At 69.3% G+C, this 22,029-nt stretch carries 16 protein-coding genes, 2 tRNA genes and 2 pseudogenes; 8 read left to right on the top strand and 12 right to left on the bottom strand.

Features of this window, described 5'->3' with window-relative positions; all coding sequences use genetic code 11:
• The first annotated feature begins 180 nt into the window (after window positions 1-180).
• The 6 genes from ACQEVS_RS17070 to ACQEVS_RS17095 all read left to right on the top strand — a co-directional run bounded on the left by ACQEVS_RS17070 (window position 181) and on the right by ACQEVS_RS17095 (window position 6,452).
• Window positions 181-675, top strand: coding sequence for an FAS1-like dehydratase domain-containing protein (locus ACQEVS_RS17070; protein WP_433021326.1), 495 nt, complete (start codon window positions 181-183; stop codon window positions 673-675).
• Window positions 672-1,106, top strand: coding sequence for a MaoC/PaaZ C-terminal domain-containing protein (locus ACQEVS_RS17075; RefSeq protein WP_433021328.1), 435 nt, complete (start codon window positions 672-674; stop codon window positions 1,104-1,106). Before ACQEVS_RS17070 ends, ACQEVS_RS17075 begins: the two co-directional genes overlap by 4 nt.
• 177 nt (window positions 1,107-1,283) lie before the next feature.
• Complete coding sequence (gene pabB, locus ACQEVS_RS17080; protein WP_433021330.1) at window positions 1,284-3,392, top strand: aminodeoxychorismate synthase component I; 2,109 nt, start codon at window positions 1,284-1,286, stop codon at window positions 3,390-3,392.
• Window positions 3,392-4,399, top strand: a complete 1,008-nt coding sequence (locus tag ACQEVS_RS17085; protein WP_433021332.1) for an aminotransferase class IV — start codon at window positions 3,392-3,394, stop codon at window positions 4,397-4,399. Before pabB ends, ACQEVS_RS17085 begins: the two co-directional genes overlap by 1 nt.
• Window positions 4,309-5,250, top strand: a complete 942-nt coding sequence (locus ACQEVS_RS17090; protein ID WP_433021334.1) for an AurF N-oxygenase family protein — start codon at window positions 4,309-4,311, stop codon at window positions 5,248-5,250. The genes ACQEVS_RS17085 and ACQEVS_RS17090 overlap by 91 nt, the downstream gene beginning before the upstream one ends.
• A gap of 65 nt (window positions 5,251-5,315) precedes the next feature.
• Window positions 5,316-6,452 (top strand): acyl-CoA dehydrogenase family protein, encoded by a 1,137-nt coding sequence (locus ACQEVS_RS17095; protein WP_433027641.1) that lies wholly within the window; start codon window positions 5,316-5,318, stop codon window positions 6,450-6,452.
• Window positions 6,453-6,912: 460 nt separating this feature from the next.
• On the opposite strand, the gene ACQEVS_RS17100 is transcribed toward ACQEVS_RS17095, so the two are convergent.
• Window positions 6,913-6,985 (bottom strand) — tRNA-Ala (locus ACQEVS_RS17100).
• Window positions 6,986-7,102: 117 nt separating this feature from the next.
• Here ACQEVS_RS17100 and ACQEVS_RS17105 point away from each other — a divergent pair.
• Window positions 7,103-7,648: a helix-turn-helix domain-containing protein gene (locus ACQEVS_RS17105; protein ID WP_171164647.1), complete on the top strand. Its 546-nt coding sequence runs from the start codon at window positions 7,103-7,105 to the stop codon at window positions 7,646-7,648.
• Window positions 7,649-7,657: 9 nt separating this feature from the next.
• A pseudogene (locus ACQEVS_RS17110) lies at window positions 7,658-8,808 on the top strand (serine/threonine-protein kinase).
• Window positions 8,809-8,928: 120 nt separating this feature from the next.
• Here the strand turns inward: ACQEVS_RS17110 and ACQEVS_RS17115 are convergent.
• The 11 genes and pseudogenes from ACQEVS_RS17115 to dnaA form a co-directional block, all read right to left on the bottom strand.
• Window positions 8,929-9,063 carry a DLW-39 family protein gene (locus ACQEVS_RS17115; protein ID WP_003958712.1) on the bottom strand — a complete coding sequence of 45 codons (135 nt, stop codon included), beginning with the start codon at window positions 9,061-9,063 and terminating at the stop codon, window positions 8,929-8,931.
• Window positions 9,064-9,284: 221 nt separating this feature from the next.
• Window positions 9,285-9,358, bottom strand: a tRNA-Ile gene (locus ACQEVS_RS17120).
• A gap of 83 nt (window positions 9,359-9,441) precedes the next feature.
• Window positions 9,442-9,819, bottom strand: a pseudogene (locus ACQEVS_RS17125) (DUF3566 domain-containing protein); the annotation flags it as partial.
• Between the two features lie 71 nt (window positions 9,820-9,890).
• Window positions 9,891-10,016, bottom strand: coding sequence for a hypothetical protein (locus ACQEVS_RS17130; protein ID WP_433021337.1), 126 nt, complete (start codon window positions 10,014-10,016; stop codon window positions 9,891-9,893).
• A gap of 171 nt (window positions 10,017-10,187) precedes the next feature.
• The gene (gene gyrA / locus ACQEVS_RS17135; protein WP_433021339.1) at window positions 10,188-12,821 is read right to left on the bottom strand and encodes a DNA gyrase subunit A; all 2,634 of its coding nucleotides are present in this window, start codon (window positions 12,819-12,821) and stop codon (window positions 10,188-10,190) included.
• Between the two features lie 46 nt (window positions 12,822-12,867).
• Entirely contained in the window at window positions 12,868-14,934 is a 2,067-nt protein-coding gene (gene gyrB / locus ACQEVS_RS17140; RefSeq protein ID WP_433021341.1) for a DNA topoisomerase (ATP-hydrolyzing) subunit B, read from the bottom strand.
• Window positions 14,935-15,285: 351 nt separating this feature from the next.
• Window positions 15,286-15,831: a DUF721 domain-containing protein gene (locus ACQEVS_RS17145; protein ID WP_433021343.1), complete on the bottom strand. Its 546-nt coding sequence runs from the start codon at window positions 15,829-15,831 to the stop codon at window positions 15,286-15,288.
• On the bottom strand, window positions 15,828-16,961 hold the full coding sequence (gene recF / locus ACQEVS_RS17150) for a DNA replication/repair protein RecF (protein ID WP_433021345.1): 1,134 nt from the start codon (window positions 16,959-16,961) through the stop codon (window positions 15,828-15,830). Before recF ends, ACQEVS_RS17145 begins: the two co-directional genes overlap by 4 nt.
• 35 nt (window positions 16,962-16,996) lie before the next feature.
• Window positions 16,997-17,872 (bottom strand): phosphogluconate dehydrogenase (NAD(+)-dependent, decarboxylating), encoded by an 876-nt coding sequence (gene gnd / locus ACQEVS_RS17155; RefSeq protein WP_433021347.1) that lies wholly within the window; start codon window positions 17,870-17,872, stop codon window positions 16,997-16,999.
• A 275-nt stretch (window positions 17,873-18,147) separates the two neighbouring features.
• Entirely contained in the window at window positions 18,148-19,278 is a 1,131-nt protein-coding gene (gene dnaN, locus ACQEVS_RS17160; protein WP_004939840.1) for a DNA polymerase III subunit beta, read from the bottom strand.
• Between the two features lie 860 nt (window positions 19,279-20,138).
• Window positions 20,139-21,962, bottom strand: coding sequence for a chromosomal replication initiator protein DnaA (gene dnaA, locus ACQEVS_RS17165; RefSeq protein WP_433021350.1), 1,824 nt, complete (start codon window positions 21,960-21,962; stop codon window positions 20,139-20,141).
• Between the last annotated feature and the right edge of the window lie 67 nt (window positions 21,963-22,029).

Genomic DNA, 22,029 nt, shown 5'->3' on the forward strand with positions numbered 1-22,029 from the left:
GTTGTCAGTTGCCTTGCCACTCCTGAATCATTACGCCCGAAACCGATCGAGCGTCCGGCTCCGATCGAATGGAATACGACGCAGAACGTCCCGAAGTAAAAGAATCGTCAATTATTTCGGAGTGCGTCTCCAATCACCGGGCAACGCCTGGACCGTACGGGGAGGAAAGATGGTTCGATCATGCCGTTGAATCGCGCGGTCATCGGCCGCAGTAGCAAATCGGAAGCTGTCCTGGTGATCAATGAGGGCACGTTGCGTGATGCGGCGGCTCAGTTCGAGGAACCACTCGCGGTCTACTGGGACTGGGAAGCGGCCCGTTCGCTCGGGCACCCCGCACCGATCGCGCCGCCGGCGTTCGCCTCACGGCTGTGGTTCCGCATGGTGTGGGCCTGGCCGATGTACGAACCCGACCTCGGGCGAAAGCCCGGCGCCAACTTGCTGCTGGCCGATCTGCACACGGTCTCGCACCGCCCCATCCGCCTCGGCGACCGGCTCACGCTGACCTCGACCGTCGCCGACATCACCGAGATCAGCCGGCGGCGCGACATCATTCACATTCAGAACGAGATCACCACCGACGACGAGCCGGTGTGCAGCACGGGCTACAAGTTCGTCATCTCTCACACGGACACCTTCGATCCGACTGCCGAGACCGAGCAGGAGAACGCGGCATGACCGCCAAGGTGCGCTACGAGGACACCACTGCCGGACAGAAACTGCCGCATAAAGAAGTATCGGTCGACCGCCTCGCGCTGCTGCTGTTCGGCGGCCGAACCATGCGCTTGGACTTCGCCGCCACCCACTGGAGCGAACGGATCTCGCGCTCCGTGGGACTCCCTGATGTGATCATGCACGGTCCCTTCACACTCGGCAAAGTGTTGGAGATCGTCAACGGGTGGACCGGCGACCCAGGCGCTCTGGTGGAGCACCGTATCCGCCTGACCCGGCCGGTTCCGGTCCCGGACGACGCGACAGGCGCGGTCTTCCTGCTGTCCGGGACCGTTGAGGAGAAACTGCCCGGCAACCGGGTACGGGTCGAGGTGACCGCCGCATCACCCGAGGGCCAAGTTCTCGCCACATTGCACGCCACCGTCCAACTGGCCTGAGCAGTCGCGTATGTGCCGGACGGTCGACCGACCGCCGGCCTTCGGACTCGCCACGCGGCCATGCCGCCTCGACCCTCTGTGCACACACCGTTGCGCCCATGGTCCGGACGACCTGTACCGTCCGCGAACCAGGGTTTCACGCCGCCGACGGCGACCGCTTGAACCAGGAGTATTCGAGTGCGCACCCTGCTAGTCGACAACCACGACTCTTACAGCTTCAATCTTTTCCAGCTAATCTCCCAGGTCACCAGCGTCGACCCAGTGGTGGTCGTCAACGACGACCCCGCCCTGCCCACGATGTCGCTGGACGGGTTCGACAACATCGTCATCTCCCCGGGTCCCGGACGGCCGCAGAACGGCCGCGACGTGGGGTACATCGGTGATCTTCTGCTGCGCACCAGTCTCCCGGTGCTCGGCGTATGCCTCGGCCACCAGGCCATCGCACACCTGGCCGACGGCACCGTCTCCTCGGCTCCGCAACCGCGGCACGGCCATCTCACTACGGTCAAACACAGCGACGACGAACTCTTCATGGGCATCCCCACCGAGTTCACCGCGGTGCGATATCACTCGCTGTGCGTTCAGGAGCCGCTGCCCGACACCTTGATCGCCACCGCCCGCTCCGAGGATGGTGTGGTCATGGCGCTGCGCCATCGCGATCTGCCGCGCTGGGGCGTCCAGTTCCACCCGGAGTCCATCGCCTCGGAGTACGGGCAGGAACTCGTCGCGAACTTCACCGACCTCACCCGCCGGACCGCGCGCACGCGCACCCATGCCGGCATACAGCCGTCGACCGTCCGGGCCCGGGCCGACGCACGACCGCAGGACACCGGTTCCGCTCCCGACGACCGACTACGGATACTGAACACCGAACTTCCCGAAGCGGTCGACACCGAGGCGGTGTTTCTGGAGCTGTTCGCCGACAGTCCGGACAGCTTCTGGCTCGACAGCAGCCGGGTGGAGGCAGGACTCTCGCGTTTCTCGTTTATGGGCGACGCCGGTGGTCCGCTCAGTGAGGTGCTCACCTACCGAGTCGGTGCCTCGGCGGTCAAGGCGCGCGATGCCTCCGGCGTGCGCGTGCTCAGCGGCAGCGTGTTCGATGTACTGCAGGCGCGACTGCGCGAGCACAAGATCGACCCGGGCTCACTGCCGTTCGACCTGACCGGCGGCTACGTGGGGTACTTGGGATACGAACTGAAGGCCGAGTGCGGCGCGAGTGTCCGGCACTCCGCCGACACCCCGGACGCTGCCTGGATGCTCGCCGACCGGCTGGTCGCGGTCGACCACCTGGAGAACCGCACCTACGTGCTGGCCCTCTACAACGAGCAGACCGAGAAGGAGGCGCGCACATGGGTGGAACGCACCGCTGCCCGCCTGGTGCGACTGTGTCCGGTACCGGTGCCGGACCTGACCGATGCGAGTCCGGCTCCCGACCTCACCGAGCACCTGGTGCGCGGGCAGGTCGGGTATGAAGACGACGTCCGAGCCGCCCAGCGTCAGCTGATTCGCGGCGAGAGCTACGAAATCTGTCTGACCAACAAGCTGCATCTGCCCTTCGACGGTGATGACACGGAGTTCTACCGCCGGTTGCGGCGATTGAATCCGGCGCCATACTCCGCGTTCCTCCGCATCGACGGAGTGACGGTGTTTTGCTCCTCGCCGGAGCGCTTTTTGCGAATCGAACGGGACAGACGGGTCGAGAGCAAGCCGATCAAGGGCACCGCCCCACGCCACGCCGACCCCACACGGGACGCCGCACTTGCCGCCGGCCTCAAGGCCAGCGCGAAGACGCAAGCAGAGAACCTGATGATCGTCGACCTGCTGCGGAACGACCTCGGTCAGGTGTGCGAGGTCGGCAGTGTGCACGTCGATCCTTACATGGCCGTCGAGAGCTACCAGACGATGCACCAGTTGGTCTCCACAGTCAAAGGACGGCTGCGCCCCTCCGTCGGCGCCGTCGACTGCGTTCGGCGTTGCTTCCCCGGCGGCTCCATGACCGGTGCGCCAAAGCTGCGCACCATGGAGATCATCGACCGCCTCGAGACCGAGGCACGCGGTGTCTACTCCGGTGTCCTGGGCTACTTCGGCTTCTCCGGGGGCACCGATCTCAACATCGTGATCCGCACGGCCGTCCGCAACGGTGACGATCTGAGTGTCGGCGCCGGAGGTGCGATCGTGCTCGACTCGGATCCGCGCGACGAGTTCCAGGAGATGATCCTCAAGGCCGACGCTCCATTGCGCGCCTACCGCGCGCCGTTCCCTGCTCAGTCGGGCACCACGGCCTGATGAGCGTCTCCACCCCGGCACGGCCCGGCCGCTATGTCTGGGATCCGGCCGCCGGTCCGCACGGTGCGCTGCTGCCCGAGCCGGAACCGGCACCGGCACCGGGCCCCACGCTCGTCGCCGATTCATGGCTGGTCGAGGACGGCAGGGTACGGGCGCTGCCGAACCACGCGCGCAGGTTCCGGGATACCTGCGGCCGACTGCTCGGCGTACCGGACGGTCACGCAACCGGCTTCCTGCGCGCGGCCGTAAACCTTCTGCCGTCTCGGGGACGCTGGTTCCCTCGGGTGGAGGCCCGGCCGGGTACGTATGGCGCGCGCCTGGTCCTGTGGCTGCGCCCCGCACCGCAGCGCGGTGGACCGGTGGTGATATGGCACCCCGGCATGGCAGACCCCCGTGAACTGCCTTGGGCCAAAGGTCCGGACCTCGCTCTGCTCGAGCGGCTGCGCGAGGCCGCCAGGGCGGCGGGCGGTGATGAGCCACTTCTGCTGTCAGCGTCCGGGCACGTACGCGAGGGCGGTACCACCAGCCTCGTCTGGTGGCGCGGTTCGGCCCTGTGTCTCCCGCCGCCCGGGCCTGACCTGCTGCCCGGAGTGACGCGGGCGCTCCTGACCGCCGAAGTGGCCGCGGCCGGCCATCGGGTGGTCTTCGAGACGGCCACCATGGCGGACCTTTCCGGCGTGCCTGTATGGGCGGTCAACTCCCTGCACGGCATCCGGCCGGTCGCCGGCTGGCTGAACCCGGCCGGCGAGCTTCCACCACCCGTGGACTCGTCGGTCGAAGCAGAGCGCTGGCAGGCGCGTCTCGATCGACTCGCCCTGCCGGCCCACCCCGGCTTGGTGCCCGATGCCGATGACCCGGCTTCGGGCGCCGCCGGGGCCTTCCCTTCCACCGACCCGCAGCATGAGGCTGACATCGCATGTCCACCGACACCCCTGCGCAACGACCGAGCTACGAGCGTGACCTGCTGGCCCAGCTCACCACGCGCTGGAGCCGACGCGTCGCAGTGAAGAAGGACGAGCTCGACCTCGATGGGCACTTCGACCCGGACCTGCCGGACTTTCCCGAGCACCTCGTACCGGTGCTCGCTCTACCCGGCGCCGAGCCACTCGACCGGGAGGCACGCCAGCGCGTACTCGCGGCCGCGTGGATCGCGTACAACGCGAAGACGACGGCCGTCGAGAACGAGATCATCCTGCCGGCCTGCCGGCTGATGCTGGAGGAGCACATCCCTGTGCGCCGCGACGACGTGTCGTTCATCGCTCTGCACCAGACCATCGTCGACGAGCACTTTCACATCCTGATGTGCCAGAACGCGGTCGGTGTCACCAAGCGCCGACGCAAGCTCGGCGACCTGGCCTTCGACCCGCGTGGCTGGTCGGTGGTGCAGGGCCTCGACCGTGCTCGCGAGGGCTTGTCGGGCTTCGGGCGCGACCTGGTCGAGATCGCCTTCTCCCTCGCCGCCGAGACCACCATCAGTGGCTTTCTTTCGGCCTTGGCCACCGCCGAGGGCATCCAGCCGATGAACCGCATGACGGTGGATATGCACCGCCGCGACGAGAGCGGGCACGCTGTCGTGTTCCGTGAGCTCGCCGGGTCGCTCTACCGCTCGCTCGACGGTTCCGAGCGCGCGCTGTTCCGCGACGCGTTGATCAGCGGGCTGGCCGCGTTCCGGGCCGCGGACTTCGACCCCTGGGTAGCGGTGGCAGCGGCCGGTGACCTGCGGTTCGATCCCGGGCACCTGGCCGAGTGGGCTTCCAGTCGCCCGGCCCCGCGTCGTGACACCGGTCCGCTGCAGTTGCTGCTCGACGACCTCGGGATCGACCAGTCGCTTGTCCACGCGATACCGCAGGGCGGTTGATCCCGGATGCCGTTCCCGGTCGCGCCGCGCCGCGTTCGGTCCTCACCACGGAAATCGAGGAGAAGATGTTCACCCTGACCGAAGAGCTCCAGGACATCGCCCGTACCGCACGGGATTTCGCCGACGAGCACCTGGCCCCAAACGCGGTGGAGTGGGACGTTAGCCACCACTTTCCCGTCGACACCCTGCGCAAGGCCGCCCAACTCGGTATGGGTGGCATCACCGTACGGGAGGACGCCGGAGGTTCGGGCCTGTCCCGGCTCGCCGGAGTGCTCGTCTTCGAGGCGCTGTCCACAGGCTGCCCGGCCGTGGCGTCGTACCTGTCCATCCACAACATGGTCGCCACGTTGATCGACACTTTCGGCGACGCCCGGCAGCGCGATCGCTTCCTACCTCAGCTGTGTTCGATGCAATCCCTGTCAAGTTACGGTTTGACCGAACCGGGCTGCGGCTCGGACGCCGCGGCACTGCGCACCACCGCCGTGCACGACGGTGACACGTACGTGCTGAACGGCGTCAAGCAGTTCATCTCCGGTGCCGGGACTTCGGATATCTATCTCGTCATGGCACGCACCGGCGGCCCCGGCCCGAGCGGCATCTCCGCGCTGCTGGTCGAGGACGGCACACCGGGCCTGTCGTTCGGGCCCAATGAGCGCAAGATGGGTTGGCATGCCCAGCCCACCCGCCAGGTCGTGCTGAACGACGTGCGGGTACCGGCCGCCAACCTGCTCGGCGGCGAGGGAAGCGGCTTCCGCATCGCCATGGCGGGTCTGAACAGCGGGCGGCTGAACATCGGGGCCTGCTCTCTCGGCGGTGGTGCGGCCGCGCTGGAGCGCACCATCGCCTACCTGCGCGAAAGGGAAGCCTTCGGCAAGCCCTTGATCGAGTCGCAAGCCCTGCAGTTCCGGCTGGCCGATCTGGCCACTGAGCTTGAAGCCGCCCGCGCCCTTCTGTGGCGCGCCGCAGCGGCGCTGGATGCCGGCGACGGGAACGCGGTCACTCTGTGCGCCATGTCCAAGCGGATGGCAACCGACGCGGGCTTCGCGGCCGCCGACGGGGCGATCCAATTGCACGGCGGCTACGGCTACCTGACCGAGTACGGCATCGAGAAGATCGCCCGTGACCTCAGGGCGCATCAAATCATCGAAGGCACGAACGAGATCATGCGGTTGATCGTGGCACGCTGCCTGGTCGCAGCGTGAAGGTCTTGCCTGTAATGCGCACCTATTTTCGACTACGCGAGATCGGCCTGCGACCGCCTGTGCGCCCTCTCCCCGCAGCTCGGATCGGCCCTCTCTGTCCCGGGGGCCGAAACCCTCATCCGTCGGCTTGCAGCGGTTCAGCGTTCCTCCCGGCGAGCATCTCGCCGAAAACCCCGCGCGTCCGGCCCTGTGCCTGCTCCGAGGCAGGCCCTTGAACCGCTCGTCGCCGGCCGTACGGCCCATGCTCGACGGCCGCCGCGATGACGACGGCCCCCTGCCCAGAGGCAGGAAGCAGCGAGACAGCCGGCGCCTTGGCCCCTGGCGGCGGATACGAGGAGCCCACGCCCCGGCTCCCCCAGCGCTGTACACCACCGGTTGTGTCGACACGGCGGAGCGGAAAAAATCGGGACAAAAAGACCCCTCTAACCGCGTTTCCGCAGGTCAGAGGGGCCTGATCTTGTGGAGCCTAGGGGAGTCGAACCCCTGACATCTGCCATGCAAAGACAGCGCTCTACCAACTGAGCTAAGGCCCCTCGGAGCACCAGGGTACCCGGTGCCGACGGCTGGGCCGACCAGGTATCGCCGCGTCCCGCCACTCTCCGTAGGATGCACCGCAAGATTCGCGGCAGCGAAGCGAAGGGGAGAGCGAGATGGACGCAGCACAGCAGGAAGCCACCGCCCGCGCACGAGAGCTGCAGCGGAGCTGGTACGGGGAGCCGCTGGGGGCGCTCTTCCGTCGGCTGATCGACGATCTCGGTCTCAACCAGGCGCGTCTGGCCTCCGTGCTGGGTCTTTCGGCGCCCATGCTCTCGCAGTTGATGAGCGGTCAGCGGGCGAAGATCGGCAACCCGGCGGTGGTACAGCGCGTCCAGGCCCTCCAGGAGCTCTCCCACCAGGTGGCCGACGGCAGTGTGAGCGCCGCCGAGGCCGCGGAGCGGATGGAGGAGGTCAAGCGGAGCTCCGGGGGCTCGGTCCTCAACTCCACGCAGACCACGGCCAGCAGCGGCGCGCCGACCGTCAAGCGGGTGGTGCGCGAGATCCAGTCGCTGCTGCGCTCGGTGGCCGCCGCCGGCGACATCATCGACGCGGCCGGCACGCTCGCCCCGACCCACCCCGAACTGGCCGAGTTCCTGCGCGTCTACGGCGCCGGCCGGACCGCCGAGGCGGTCGCCCACTACGAGGCCCACCAGAGCTGACCCGCCGCGATGGGGGAGGTCCTCGCCGGGCGGTACGAGCTGGTGGACCCCATCGGGCGCGGTGGGGTGGGGAGGTCTGGCGGGTCTGGGACCGGGTACGGTGGCGGTACGCGGCGGCGAAGGTGCTCAAGCAGAGCCACGCCCACACCCTGCTGCTGCGCTTCGTCCGGGAGCAGGCGCTGCGCATCGACCATCCCCATGTGCTGGCCCCGATCAGCTGGGGCGCCGACGACGACCGGGTGCTGTTCACCATGGACGTGGTGCACGGTGGCTCGGTCGCCCATCTCATCGGCGACTACGGGCCGTTGCCCGCGCGATTCTGCTGCGCGCTGCTGGACCAGTTGCTGGACGCACTCACCGCGGTGCACGCGGAAGGCGTGGTGCACCGGGACATCAAACCCGCGAATCTGCTTTTGGAGGCGACCGGGACCGGGCCCCCGCATTTACGCCTCTCCGATTTCGGCTGTGCGATGCGGAAGGGCGAACCGCGGCTCACCGAGACCAACTATGTGATGGGGACGCCGGGTTACTTCGCGCCCGAGCAAATGGCGGGCGAGGAGCCGGACTTCCCCGCCGATCTGTTCGCCGTCGGACTGGTCGCGCTGTATCTGCTGACCGGACGGAAACCGGACGCCGACGCCCTCGTCGGCCGGTTCCTCGCGGAGGGCCGGCCGCCAGCCCCGGACGAGGTCCCGGCGGCGCTGTGGGACGTCCTGGCCCGGCTGCTGGCCCCCGACCCTGTGCTGCGCTTCCGGAGCGCCGCGGAGGCCCGTACGGCCCTGGCCGCGGCCGTACCGCTGCTGCCCCCGCCGGCCGCCGGGGAGGAGCCGGTGGAGGTGTTCGACCAGATCGGTCCGCTGCCGCCGGGCTTCGGCCCCGAGGGCCCCGAAAGCCCCCGCGGCCAAGGGCGTCCCGAAGGCCCCGTGCCGGCGCCCCCACACGGCCCCTTGGGAGCCCCGCCGCGGCCCGCGCCGCCCCCGATGCCGCCCACGCCCCCGCAGCCCGTCGTACTCCCCTTGGCTGCGGCCCCCGGCGGCGCCGTACGCCACCGGCCGCGCTCCCGGCGACCGGCGCCACCGTCACGCTCCACGGCCGTCACCGTGCTGGTGCTGGCACTGCTGTGCCTCGTGGTGGGGGTGTGGGCCCTCGTCAGCGCCTGACCCCACCCGGGCGCTTCACAACTGCAATCACTTTATTCGCAATGGCGAATCCGAAGCGGCCGGGAAACAACGAAGCCCCGGCCGTCGTACCGGCCGGGGCTCCGCGTAGAACTCGTCGTCTCACACACCCGAACCTGCGGGCACGGAGTCGGTCGCCTCCGTCCACAGATCCTGCTCGGCGCGATCCGCCTGGATCTGGCGGTACACGAGGAGCCCGCCGATGGCGGCCAGTGCGACCAGGAGCAGCTTCTTCACCGCGCGACCTCGTCTTTCCTTGACGTAAGGGGACTCTGGTGGCCGATGATACACACCGGCCGATACCGATCGGTGACCTGTATCGGACCTTTGTGGGACCGTTCCCGGCGCCGCCCGCCCGCCCCGGCCGACCCGTACGCACTTGTCCGGAAAACAGAACGCCCCGGAAAAGCCGATCGGCCCGGCCGGAGATTTCTCTCCGTCCGGGCCGATCGGGCCGGTGGGGCTAACAGGACTTGAACCTGTGGCCTCTTCCTTATCAGGGAAGCGCTCTAACCGTCTGAGCTATAGCCCCGCGCTGCACCGAAAGATTAGCGCACTTGGGGCCCAGTCCCAAAATCGCCCGGCTGACCCTCCCCGGCGGGCTTTCCGCGAGGGCTACTCGTCCTCGGCGAGAGTGAGCTCGACACCGCCCACGAAGGACGCCGAGAGGTTGTAGACGAAGGCGATGAGGGTCGCCAGGGCGGTCGCCAGGACCACCTCGATGACCGCGATCACGACGGTGAACATCAGGACCCGCGGCAGCGACAGGAACGACTGGAGGTCGAACCCGCCGCCCTCCCCGGAGGTGGCGTCGCTGATGGTGCCGCCGACGGCGGAGAAGACCCCCATGGCGTCCAGGACGAGCCACAGCACCGTGACCGCCACGATCGTGCAGACGGCCAGGGCGAGCGACAGCAGGAAGCTGACCTTCATCACCGACCACGGGTCGGCCTTGGCCACCCGCAGCCGTGCGGAGCGGGTGCGGGGCGCCGCGGCGGCCGGCGCCGCCTGGGCGGGCACCTGCCGGGACGCGGACGGGGCCGTGGCGGTCCCCGCGGGCTTGCTCATGCTCTTGGTGCCCCCTTGGCGGCGCCCCCGGCGCCCTTGCCGGCCTTGGACGCGGTGCGCTCGGCCGGCGGCTCGTAGGCCTTCGGCGGGTGGTACGGCTTCGGGCCCTTGGTCTCCGTCATGGAGTCCCCCCTGTCGGCGGCGGTGGTGTCGCTCCCACCCGGGGAGTCTGCCCCGTCCGCGTCGGCGCCACGGGCACCTTCCTTGCCGACCGCGGTGCTCGACGAAGCACCGGCACCGCGTCGCTTGGCGTCCGCACCGCTTGCCGCGGTGCCCGTGGCTCGACTCACGACTTACTCCTCGGTGTCCTCGACCGCAGGCTCCGTGCCTCCGGCCACCTCGGGCCCCCCGCCCCCGGCCTCGGCCGACGTGTCCTCGTCGACCTCCTCGGCCTCTCGGCCGGCCTCGGCGTTCCTCGCGATGCCCACGACGGCGTCGCGCTTGCCCAAATTGATCAGTTGGACGCCCATGGTGTCACGCCCGGTTTCCCGCACTTCGTTGACCCGGGTCCGGATGACACCACCGCTGAGGGTGATCGCGAGGATCTCGTCCGTCTCCTCGACGACCAGGGCGCCGACCAGCGATCCCCGGTCCTCGACGATCTTCGCGGCCTTGATTCCGAGGCCGCCCCGGCCCTGGACGCGGTACTCGTCGACGTTGGTGCGCTTGGCGTAGCCGCCGTCGGTGGCGGTGAAGACGAACGTGCCCGGACGGACGACGTTCATCGACAGCAGCTCGTCACCCTCGCGGAAGCTCATGCCCTTGACGCCGGAGGTCGCCCGGCCCATCGGGCGGAGCGAGTCGTCCGTCGCGGTGAACCGGATGGACTGCGCCTTCTTGCTGATCAGCAGCAGGTCGTCGTCGGCCGACACCAGCTCGGCGCCGATCAGCTCGTCCTCCCGGCCGTCGTCCATCGCCCGGAGGTTGATGGCGATGACGCCGCCGGAGCGCGGGGAGTCGTAGTCCTTGAGGGACGTCTTCTTCACCAGGCCGGACTTGGTGGCGAGCACCAGGTAGGGCGCCGCCTCGTAGTCGCGGATGGCGAGGATCTGGGCGATCTGCTCGTCCGGCTGGAAGGCGAGCAGGTTGGCCACGTGCTGGCCGCGCGCGTCCCGGCCGGCGTCCGGCAGCTCGTACGCCTTGGCCCGGTAGACCCGGCCCTTGTTGGTGAAGAAGAGCAGCCAGTGGTGGGTGGTGGAGACGAAGAAGTGGTCGACGATGTCGTCCTGCTTCAGCTTGGTGCCCCGCACGCCCTTGCCGCCGCGCTTCTGCGAGCGGTAGTCCTCGGTCTTGGTGCGCTTGACGTAGCCACCGTTGGTGATGGTGACGACGATGTCCTCCTCGGCGATCAGGTCCTCGATGGACATGTCGCCTTCGAAGGGCACCAGCTTGGAGCGCCGGTCGTCGCCGAACTTCTCGACGATCGCCGTCAGTTCCTCGCTGATGATGCCGCGCTGGCGCTCCGGGGAGGCCAGGATCGCGTTGTACTGGTTGATCTTCGCCTGGAGTTCGTCGTGCTCCGCGACGATCTTCTGCCGCTCCAGGGCCGCCAGCCGGCGGAGCTGCATCTCCAGGATCGCGTTGGCCTGGATCTCGTCGATCGACAGCAGGCCCATCAGGCCCTCGCGGGCGACGTCGACGGTGTCGCTGCGCCGGATCAGCGCGATGACCTCATCGATGGCGTCCAGCGCCTTGAGCAGACCGCGCAGGATGTGGGCGCGCTCCTCGGCCTTGCGCAGCCGGAAGCGGGTGCGCCGGACGATGACCTCGATCTGGTGGGTGACCCAGTTGCGGATGAACGCGTCCAGCGAGAGGGTCCGCGGCACACCGTCGACCAGGGCGAGCATGTTCGCGCCGAAGTTGGTCTGGAGGTCGGTGTGCTTGTAGAGGTTGTTGAGGACGACCTTGGCGACCGCGTCCCGCTTGAGGACGATCACCAGGCGCTGGCCGGTCCGGGACGAGGTCTCGTCGCGGACGTCGGCGATGCCGCCGATCTTGCCGTCCTTCACCAGGTCGGCGATCTTCTGCGCGAGGTTGTCCGGGTTGACCTGGTAGGGCAGCTCGGTGACCACCAGGCACTGGCGGTTGTGGATCTCCTCGACCTCGACCACCGCGCGCATGGTGATCGAGCCGCGGCCGGTGCGGTACGCCTCCTCGATGCCCTTGCGGCCCACCACGAGGGCGCCGGTCGGGAAGTCGGGGCCCTTGATCCGGTCGATGAGCGCGTCGAGCAGCTCCTCGGGAGTGGCCTCCGGGTTGGCCAGATACCACTGGGCGCCCTCGGCGACCTCGCGCAGGTTGTGCGGCGGGATGTTGGTCGCCATGCCGACCGCGATGCCGGCGGAACCGTTCACCAGCAGGTTGGGGAAGCGCGACGGCAGCACCGTCGGCTCCTGGTTCCGGCCGTCGTAGTTGTCCTGGAAGTCGACGGTCTCCTCGTCGATGTCCCGGACCATCTCCATGGACAGCGGCGCCATCTTGCACTCGGTGTACCGCATGGCCGCCGCCGGGTCGTTGCCCGGCGAGCCGAAGTTGCCGTTGGAGTCGACCAGCGGCATCCGCATCGACCAGTGCTGCGCGAGGCGCACCAGGGCGTCGTAGATGGAGGCGTCACCGTGCGGGTGGTACGTACCCATGACGTCGCCGACGACGCGGGCACACTTGTAGAAGCCCTTCTCGGGACGGTACCCGCCGTCGTACATCGCGTAGAGCACGCGCCGGTGCACCGGCTTGAGGCCGTCCCGCACGTCGGGCAGCGCACGCGAGACGATGACGCTCATCGCGTAGTCGAGGTAGGAGCGCTGCATCTCCGTCTCGAGCCCGACGGGCTCGACGCGCATCCCGACGCCCTCGATGGTGGCGGGCTGGCCCTCCGGCGTGGTGCCGTCCGGCGTCACGGGCGTTTCAGGCATGTTCTCGTCGGCCATTGGTGTTCAAAATCCTTTCGAGCCGCGGCTGTTCGTTCAGGCCGACTCAGATGTCGAGGAAGCGGACGTCCTTGGCGTTGCGCTGGATGAACGAGCGCCGTGCCTCGACGTCCTCGCCCATGAGCACCGAGAACAGGTCGTCCGCCTGCGCCGCGTCGTCCAGGGTGACCTGGCCGAGCACCCGGTGGTCGATGTCCATCGTGGTGATGCGCAGCTCCTCGGCGTTCATCTCGCCGAGACCCTTGAAGCGCTGGACCGAGTCGTCCCTGATGCGCTTGCCGTTCTCGCGGCCGAGCTGGATCAGCGCGTCGCGCTCGCGGTCCGAGTACGCGTACTCGAAGTCGTCCCGGCCCCACTTGATCTTGTACAGCGGGGGGCGCGACAGGTAGACGTGGCCGGCCTCGACCAGCGGGCGCATGAAGCGGAAGAGGAAGGTCAGCAGCAGGGTGTTGATGTGCTGACCGTCGACGTCGGCGTCCGCCATCAAGATGATCTTGTGATAGCGGAGCTTGTCGATGTCGAAGTCCTCGTGCACGCCGGTGCCGAACGCGGAGATCAGCGCCTGGATCTCCTGGTTCTGGAGGATCTTGTCGATCCGGGCCTTCTCGACGTTGAGGATCTTGCCGCGGATCGGGAGGATCGCCTGGTACTCGGGGTTCCGGCCGGACTTGGCCGAGCCGCCGGCGGAGTCACCCTCGACGATGAAGATCTCGCACTTGGCCGGGTCGTTCGACTGGCAGTCCGACAGCTTGCCGGGCAGCGAGGCGGTCTCCAGCAGGCCCTTGCGGCGGGTCAGGTCGCGCGCCTTGCGGGCGGCGACGCGGGCCGTGGCGGCCTGGATCGACTTGCGGATGATGTCCGCGGCCTCGATCGGGTTGCGGTCCAGCCAGTCGGTGAGGTGCTCGTAGACCGCCTTCTGGACGAAGGTCTTCGCCTCCGTGTTGCCCAGCTTGGTCTTGGTCTGGCCCTCGAACTGCGGCTCGCTCAGCTTGACCGAGATGATCGCGGTCAGACCCTCGCGGATGTCGTCGCCCGTGAGGTTGTCGTCCTTCTCGCGGAGCAGCTTCTTGTCGCGCGCGTACTTGTTGATCAGCGAGGTCAGCGCCGCCCGGAAGCCCTCCTCGTGCGTGCCGCCCTCATGGGTGTGGATGATGTTGGCGAAGCTGTAGACGCCCTCGGTGTACTGGCTGTTCCACTGCATCGCGATCTCGACCGAGAGCATCCGCTCCTTGTCCTCGGCCTCCAGGGCGATCACCGTGGGGTGGATCAGTTCGCCCTTGCGCGAGTTGAGGTAGCGGACGAAGTCCGAGATGCCGCCCTCGTAGTGGTAGCGGACGGAGAGCGGCTTGCCCTCCTCGTCCACGTGGTCCGGGCGTTCGTCGGTCAGGGCGATGGTCAGGCCCTTGTTGAGGAACGCCATCTCCTGGAAACGCCGCGAGAGCGTCTCGAAGGAGTAGTCGGTGGTCTCGAAGATGTCGCCGTCGGCCCAGAAGGTGACGGAGGTGCCGGTCTCGTCCGTCGCCTCGTTCTTCTGCAGCGGGGCGGTGGGGACGCCGAGCTTGTAGTCCTGGGTCCAGCGGAAGCCGTCCGTCTTGACCTCGACGGCGACGCGCGTCGACAGCGCGTTGACGACGGAGACGCCGACGCCGTGCAGACCGCCGGAGACCGCGTAGCCGCCGCCGCCGAACTTGCCGCCCGCGTGCAGGACGGTCAGCACGACCTCCACGGCCGGCTTGCCCTCGGAGGGGACGATGCCGACCGGGATGCCTCGGCCGTTGTCGACCACGCGGACGCCGCCGTCCGGCAGGATCGTCACGTCGATGGTGTCGGCGTGGCCGGCCAGGGCCTCGTCGACCGAGTTGTCGACGACCTCCTGCACCAGGTGGTGCAGACCGCGCTCACCGGTGGAGCCGATGTACATGCCCGGCCGCTTGCGGACCGCGTCCAGACCCTCCAGCACGGTGATCGCGCTGGCGTCGTACGACGCACCTCCGCCCGGGGTGCCGGACGAGGCGTCCTCCGGCACAGGAGTGGCGCCTTCCTCGGGGGAAGGGGTGGTGTTCTCGTTGGGGTTGCCGGAATCGGCCACGAAGCGCCCTTTCTGGCACAGCACAGACCTTCTCCTGCCTGTGCGGCGGGGCGCCGTCGTCGGTCCGGGGACCGGGAGGGCAGGCGGGAGCGACTGCGTCGTTCGACTTGTTTCCGCGAAACGCGCGGGATTACCACCAGTCTACCGGTAGCGCCGACATGAATGGGGGTTTGGCGGCGCCTGAGTCCGCATGTGCCGCCCTGAACCGGCATCAGCCGACTCCCTATATGCGCCCCGGGGCTCCAAGAGGCTCACAGCGGCACTCAGCGCTTTGGGTTGTCAACCGCCCGCTACCACGCCCGGAGGACACCTCCGCCCCGTCTTCCCCAGGGCTCTTCCGCGTAGGGGACCGACGGGGTGCGGGAGGGACGCGGCTCACCCGTAGGTGTCGCCCGGTCCCGTGCTCCCCGGCGCGCGCAGCGCTCCGTACCGGCGCGACGGCCCACCCGGACCCAGCACCTTGATCAGCCGGACGGTGCCCTGGCCCAGGTCGTCGTTGAGCCGGGCCACCAGCGTCGGGGCCAGCAGCCGGAGCTGGGTCGCCCACGTCGTCGAGTCACACCGCACGGTCAGCACCCGGGCGTCCTCGTCGTAACCCTGCGGCTCGCAGTGCAGCGCCACGTTCTCGCCGACGATCTGCGGCCAGCGGCCCGTCACCCCGCCGACCGCGGCGGGCGTCTCCCAGCCGCGCTCGGTGATCAGACGGTTGATGGCCGCGCCGAGCGGCAGCGGGTCGCGTCCGTCGGCGCGCGCGCCGGAGCGCAGGCCGCCGCGGCGCGCCTGCTTCTTCTGCTGCACGGCCGCGCCCCGCGCCCGCGCCTGCTCCTTGGCCGCGCGCAGCGCGACCCGCGCCAGGTCCACGCCGGACGGCTCCGGGACCCGGCGCGCCGGGGACTGCCGCGCCTGCGAGTGCTCGGTCATACCCGCTCGACCGTCCCCTCGGAGACCGCGTACCGCGCGCCCGTCAGGACGTCCGGGACGTCGTCGTCCACCGCGGCCGTCACCAGCACCTGCTCGCCGCCGGCGACCAGCTCCGCCAGCCGCTCCCGGCGGCGGGCGTCCAGCTCGGCGAAGACGTCGTCGAGGACGAGCACCGGCTCGTTGCCCTCCGCCTTGAGCAGCTCGTACGAGGCGAGCCGCAGCGCCAGCGCGTACGACCAGGACTCGCCGTGGCTCGCGTACCCCTTGGCGGGCAGCTGCCCCAGCCGCAGCACGAGGTCGTCGCGGTGCGGGCCGACGAGCGTCACCCCCCGCTCCATCTCCTGCTTGCGCGCCTCGCCCAGCGCGGTCAGCAGCACCTCGTACAGCTCCTCGCGGGAGCGCGCGCCGTCCGGGCCGCCGACGCCGACCGGCCCGCGGTAGTCGAAGGCGACCGGGCCGCCGCCGGGCGCCAGCCGCTCGTACGCGGCGTCGGCCAGCGGCAGCAGCGCGGCGATCAGGTCCAGACGGTGCGCCAGCAGTTCGGCACCGGCGCGGGCCAGGTGCTGGTCCCAGATCTCCAGGGTGGAGACGTCCATCGACCGGCCGGCGTGCCGGCGGGCCAGCACGGCGGACTTCAGCAGGCTGTTGCGCTGCTTGAGCACGCGCTCGTAGTCCGAGCGCACGCCCGCCATCCGCGGGGACCGGGCGGTGACCAGCTCGTCGAGGAACCGGCGGCGCTCCCCGGGGTCGCCCTTGACCAGGGCCAGGTCCTCGGGGGCGAACAGCACCGTGCGCACGATGCCGAGCACGTCCCGGGGCCGGACCTGGGACGAGCGGTTGATCCTGGCGCGGTTGGCCTTGCCCGGGTTGAGCTCCAGCTCGATCAGCTGCTGCCGCTCGCCCTGGACGACGGCGGCGCGGATGAACGCCCGGTCCGCGCCGAGGCGGACCAGCGGGGCGTCGGAGGAGACCCGGTGGCTGCCGAGGGTCGCCAGATAGCCGACCGCCTCGACGAGGTTGGTCTTGCCCTGGCCGTTGGGTCCCACGAAAGCCGTGACACCCGGGTCGAGCGGGACCTCGACCCGGGCGTACGAGCGGAAGTCGGCGAGCGAGAGATGCGAAACGTGCATGGGTGCGCGCCGAGCCTCCTGATTCGCGTGGGGTGTTACTTGCTCTCGACCGCGTGGCCGCCGAACTGGTTGCGCAGCGCGGCGATCATCTTCATCTGCGGCGAGTCGTCCTGGCGGGACGCGAAGCGGGCGAAGAGGGACGCGGTGATCGCCGGGAGCGGAACCGCGTTGTCGATGGCGGCCTCGACCGTCCAGCGGCCCTCGCCCGAGTCGGACGCGTAGCCGCGCAGCTTGTCGAGGTGCTCGTCGTCGTCCAGGGCCTTGACCGCGAGGTCGAGCAGCCAGGAGCGGATGACCGTGCCCTCCTGCCAGGAACGGAAGATCTCGCGCACGTCGGTGACGGAGTCGACCGCCTCCAGCAGCTCCCAGCCCTCGGCGAACGCCTGCATCATGGCGTACTCGATGCCGTTGTGGACCATCTTGGCGAAGTGGCCCGCGCCGACCTTGCCGGCGTGCACGGAACCGAACTCGCCCTCGGGCTTCAGCGCGTCGAAGATCGGCTGCACCTTCGCGACGTCGTCGGCGTCGCCGCCGTACATCAGCGCGTAGCCGTTCTCCAGGCCCCAGACACCGCCGGAGACACCGCAGTCGACGAAGCCGATGCCCTTGGCGGCCAGCTCCTCGGCGTGCTTCTCGTCGTCCGTCCAGCGGGAGTTGCCGCCGTCCACGACGACGTCGCCGGGCGACAGCAGCTCGCCGAGCTCGTCGATGGTGGACTGGGTCGCCGCGCCCGCGGGGACCATGACCCACACGACCCGGGGACCCTTCAGGGAATCCACAAGCTCCTGGAGGCTGTGGACGTCCGCGAGGTCCGCATTGCGGTCGTATCCGATGACGGTGTGGCCTGCGCGGCGGATGCGCTCGCGCATGTTGCCGCCCATCTTGCCGAGACCGACGAGACCGAGCTCCATCAGTGATCCTCTATGCCGTAGTCGTAGCGGTTTACCCGGATCCGAGCCTACGCCCGGGGGTCCGTGCACACCTGTCGGGACCGAGCGCTCAAACGGTGGGGCGGGTACCCGCCCGTCATCCGTCCATGCGGCGCTCCGTCCCCCGTCCGCTGACCCGTACGGGGGACGTCGGTGCCCGTCGGCGGAACGTCAGCCCGACAGCCGCACCGGCATGCCGCGGTCTCGCGAGGGACGACCCTCGCGCACCCAGCCTGCCGGGGCATCGGGCCGGAGCGTCAGCCCGACAGCCGCACCGGCATGATCAGGTACTTGTACGCCTCGTCCGCCTCCGCGTCGACCGCGGGCTTGCCGCTGAGCAGCGCCGGCTTGGTAGAGGTGGTGAAGGAGAGCTGCGCGACCGGGGAGTCGATCGCGGAGAGGCCCTCCAGCAGGAAGCCGGGGTTGAAGGCGATGGAGATGTCGTCGCCCTCCAGCCGGGCGTCGACCCTTTCCACAGCCTGTGCGTCGTCGCTGGAACCGGCCTCCAGGATCAGCACACCCTGCTCGAAGCTCAGCCGGACCGGGGTGTTGCGCTCGGCGACCAGGGCCACGCGCTTGACGGCCTCGACGAAGGGGGCCGTCTCGATCACGGCGACCGAGTTGAACTCGGTCGGGAAGAGCGTGCGGTACTTCGGCAGGTCGCCTTCCAGCAGCCGGGTGGTGGTGCGGCGGCCGGCGCCCTCGAAGCCGATCAGGCCCTCGCCCGCGCCGGAGCCGGAGAGCGCCAGCGAGACGGAGTCACCGCCGCTGAGGGACTTGGCGGTGTCCAGCAGCGTCTTGGCGGGGACCAGGGCGACGGCGGAGACGTCGGGGGTCTCCGGCTTCCACATGAACTCGCGGACGGCGAAGCGGTAGCGGTCGGTGGAGGCCAGGGTGACGGTGTCCCCCTCGATCTCGATGCGCACACCGGTGAGCACCGGAAGGGTGTCGTCACGGCCGGCGGCGATGGCGACCTGGGCGGCGGCGGACGCGAAGACCTCGGCCGGGACGGTGCCGGTGGCGGTGGGCATCTGGGGCAGCGCCGGGTACTCCTCCACAGGCAGTGTGTGGAGTGTGAATCGCGAGGAGCCGCAGACCACGGTGGCGCGGACGCCGTCGGTGGAGATCTCCACAGGCCTGTTGGGAAGTGCGCGGCAGATGTCGGCGAGGAGCCGGCCGGAGACGAGGACGGTGCCGTCCTCTTCCACGTCGGCCTCGACGGAGACGCGGGCCGAGACCTCGTAGTCGAAGCCGGAGAGGCTGAGCGAGCCGTCCTCGGCCTTCAGCAGCAGTCCCGCGAGGACCGGCACCGGCGGACGGGCCGGGAGGCTGCGGGCCGCCCAGGCCACTGCCTCCGCGAGTACATCGCGCTCCACCCGGATCTTCACCGGAACCGCCTCCTGCTTGTTGCTGGCTGGCCCTGCTGGGCTGTCTTCGTCGGGGCTCCGTCGGCCTTGGACGGCTACGAAGCCGGAGACCAGTCTGACGTACGCCGCTGACAGCCGGCGCTGCTCGGGGTCAAGTCGGACCGGACGGCGTGGCGCGGCCTCGGGCCGAGTTGTGCACAGGGCCCACTTCGAAACGAGTTCCCAGCTTGATCTCAGTGGTCGTAGTAGTAGGGCCTGTGGAAACCGTGGAAAACTTCCTTTGCCCTGGTCAGGCCGGATTTTTTGTCCACTGCCCCTGTGGGCGGCCACGGTGGAAAACAGGGGGTCGCTGTGGAGAAACAAAAGTTCTGCACAGGCGGTGCACAGGCAGGGCGCACTTCTCCCCAGGCTCGTCCCCAGCTTTACCCAGGTTCCCCACAGCCCAACCCGGCAGCTTGGTGTGACGCCTTTCACTCGGCGCGGTGAGCCCGGGCGTTTCGTTGCCGAACAGTGGACAACCCTGGGGAAAGGCTGTGCACAACGCCCTTCTTCCTGTGGGCGGCCGGTGGACAACCGGCGCGGCCGCTGGGGGCCGACTCGTCATCCACAGGCTGTGGACTTCGGTTCCCCACACTTCCACACCCTGCTGACCTCGCCTGATGAGCTGTCAACAGGCCCGGCTGTGGACATCATCTGGATAACTTCCCAGTCCCCAGGATGTGGACGGGCCTCGGGGGTGGATTCTGTGGAGAACGGGGTGACGGGGGTCCCTATTCGAACGAGGTGGCCGTGAGGCGACGCGGACCGGAACGGCGAAGGGCGCCCCGGGAACCGTCCCGGAGCGCCCTGGGAGGCGTCCCCGCGCGCTCGGCGCGGCCCTGTCAGCCGTTCTTGATGCGGTTGGTCAGCTCGGTCACCTGGTTGTAGATGGACCGCCGTTCGGCCATCAGCGCGCGGATCTTGCGGTCCGCGTGCATCACGGTCGTGTGGTCGCGGCCGCCGAACTGCGCGCCGATCTTCGGCAGGGACAGGTCCGTGAGCTCACGGCAGAGGTACATGGCGATCTGGCGCGCCGTCACCAGCACCCGGCTGCGCGAGGCGCCGCACAGGTCCTCCACGGTGTGCCCGAAGTAGTCGGCCGTCGCGGCCATGATGGCCGGCGCGGTGATCTCCGGCGAGGCGTCCTCGCCACCCGGGATCAGGTCCTTGAGGACGATCTCGGTGAGGCCCAGGTCGACGGGCTGCCGGTTGAGGCTGGCGAACGCCGTGACGCGGATGAGGGCGCCCTCCAGCTCACGGATGTTGCGCGAGATCCGGGAGGCGATGAACTCCAGCACCTCCGGCGGCGCGTTGAGCTGCTCCTGGACCGCCTTCTTCCGGAGGATCGCGATCCGGGTCTCCAGCTCGGGCGGCTGGACGTCGGTGATCAGACCCCACTCGAACCGGTTGCGCAGCCGGTCCTCCAGGGTCACCAGCTGCTTGGGCGGCCGGTCGGAGGAGAGCACGATCTGCTTGTTGGCGTTGTGCAGGGTGTTGAAGGTGTGGAAGAACTCCTCCTGTGTCGACTCCTTGCTCGCGAGGAACTGGATGTCGTCGACCAGCAGGATGTCCATGTCGCGGTAGCGCTTGCGGAACGCGTCCGCCTTGCCGTCGCGGATGGAGTTGATGAACTCGTTGGTGAACTCCTCGGAGCTCACGTACCGCACCCGCGTCCCCGGGTAGAGGCTGCGCGCGTAGTGCCCGATCGCGTGCAGCAGGTGCGTCTTGCCGAGTCCCGACTCCCCGTAGATGAAGAGGGGGTTGTACGCCTTCGCCGGCGCCTCGGCGACCGCCACGGCCGCCGCGTGCGCGAACCGGTTGGACGCGCCGATGACGAAGGTGTCGAAGAGGTACTTGGGGTTCAGCCGGGCGGTCGGTTCACCCGGGCCCGACCCGGAGGACTTCCCCGGGCCCGGCGCGCCCGAGCCACCGGGCACCGGCCGGTCGCCCTGCCCGCCGCCGCGGCCGTGGGCGTCCGGGAGCTCGCGCTGCTGCTCGTAGGAGCGGTCGCCGCCGGCCGGGCGGTAGCCGCCGGTGTCCCGCGACTGCTCGTAGCCGGACGAGGTGTGCTGCGGCGAGGCATAGGGGTCGCGGTCGTTCTCCGCGAAGCCGAGCCGAGGCTGCTGCCAGCCGTAGTCGCCGCGGTCCTGCGTACGGCCCGAGGGGCCACCGTGACCGCCGGGGCCCGTGTGGCGCGGCCAGGAGCCGGGCTCGGAGCGGGACTGCTGGTAGTCGGGGTAGGCCGGGCGGACCGTCGGCAGGTCGTCGCCGGCGCCGCGGCCGTAACCGTCCCGGCCGTCGTAGCCCGAGCGCCCGTCGTACCCCTCGTACGTGTCACGGCCCTGGCCGTTGTGCGAACGCTCTTCGTGCACGGGCTGCTGCTGCGCGGCCGGCTCGCCGACGGAGTTGTCGACGGTGATCGCGATGCGGATGGGCCGGCCGCACTCCCGGCTGAGGGCGTCGCTGACCACCGGGGCCAGCCGCCCCTCCAGTACGCCCTTGGCGAACTCGTTGGGAACGGCGAGCAGCGCCGTGTCCGCGACCAGGGCCAGCGGCTGACAGCGCTTGATCCAGTGCTCGTCCTTGCTCTCGACTCTTCCCTCACCGAGGAGCTGCTCCAGCACGCGCGGCCACACTGCGGCAAGATCGGCAGGCAGGTCAGCCACAGGGCACGCTCTCTCGGTCAGCGGGGGCGCCCTCCGGTCCCACGAAGGTGTGGTTCTCGGGACGGGC

This window comes from Streptomyces sp. CA-181903, from assembly GCF_050937075.1.
In the GTDB taxonomy this organism is placed as follows: Bacteria; Actinomycetota; Actinomycetes; order Streptomycetales; family Streptomycetaceae; genus Streptomyces.

Excerpts from the sequence above, each read along its gene's own strand:
- ACQEVS_RS17070 (WP_433021326.1), top strand. The coding sequence starts at position 181 with ATGCCGTTGAATCGCGCGGTCATCGGCCGCAGTAGCAAATCGGAAGCT.
- ACQEVS_RS17075 (WP_433021328.1), top strand. The coding sequence starts at position 672 with ATGACCGCCAAGGTGCGCTACGAGGACACCACTGCCGGACAGAAACTG.
- ACQEVS_RS17085 (WP_433021332.1), top strand. The coding sequence starts at position 3,392 with ATGAGCGTCTCCACCCCGGCACGGCCCGGCCGCTATGTCTGGGATCCG.
- ACQEVS_RS17090 (WP_433021334.1), top strand. The coding sequence starts at position 4,309 with ATGTCCACCGACACCCCTGCGCAACGACCGAGCTACGAGCGTGACCTG.
- ACQEVS_RS17095 (WP_433027641.1), top strand. The coding sequence starts at position 5,316 with ATGTTCACCCTGACCGAAGAGCTCCAGGACATCGCCCGTACCGCACGG.
- ACQEVS_RS17105 (WP_171164647.1), top strand. The coding sequence starts at position 7,103 with ATGGACGCAGCACAGCAGGAAGCCACCGCCCGCGCACGAGAGCTGCAG.
- ACQEVS_RS17130 (WP_433021337.1), bottom strand. The coding sequence starts at position 10,016 with ATGACGGAGACCAAGGGCCCGAAGCCGTACCACCCGCCGAAGGCCTAC.
- gyrA (WP_433021339.1), bottom strand. The coding sequence starts at position 12,821 with ATGGCCGACGAGAACATGCCTGAAACGCCCGTGACGCCGGACGGCACC.
- ACQEVS_RS17145 (WP_433021343.1), bottom strand. The coding sequence starts at position 15,831 with ATGACCGAGCACTCGCAGGCGCGGCAGTCCCCGGCGCGCCGGGTCCCG.
- recF (WP_433021345.1), bottom strand. The coding sequence starts at position 16,961 with ATGCACGTTTCGCATCTCTCGCTCGCCGACTTCCGCTCGTACGCCCGG.
- gnd (WP_433021347.1), bottom strand. The coding sequence starts at position 17,872 with ATGGAGCTCGGTCTCGTCGGTCTCGGCAAGATGGGCGGCAACATGCGC.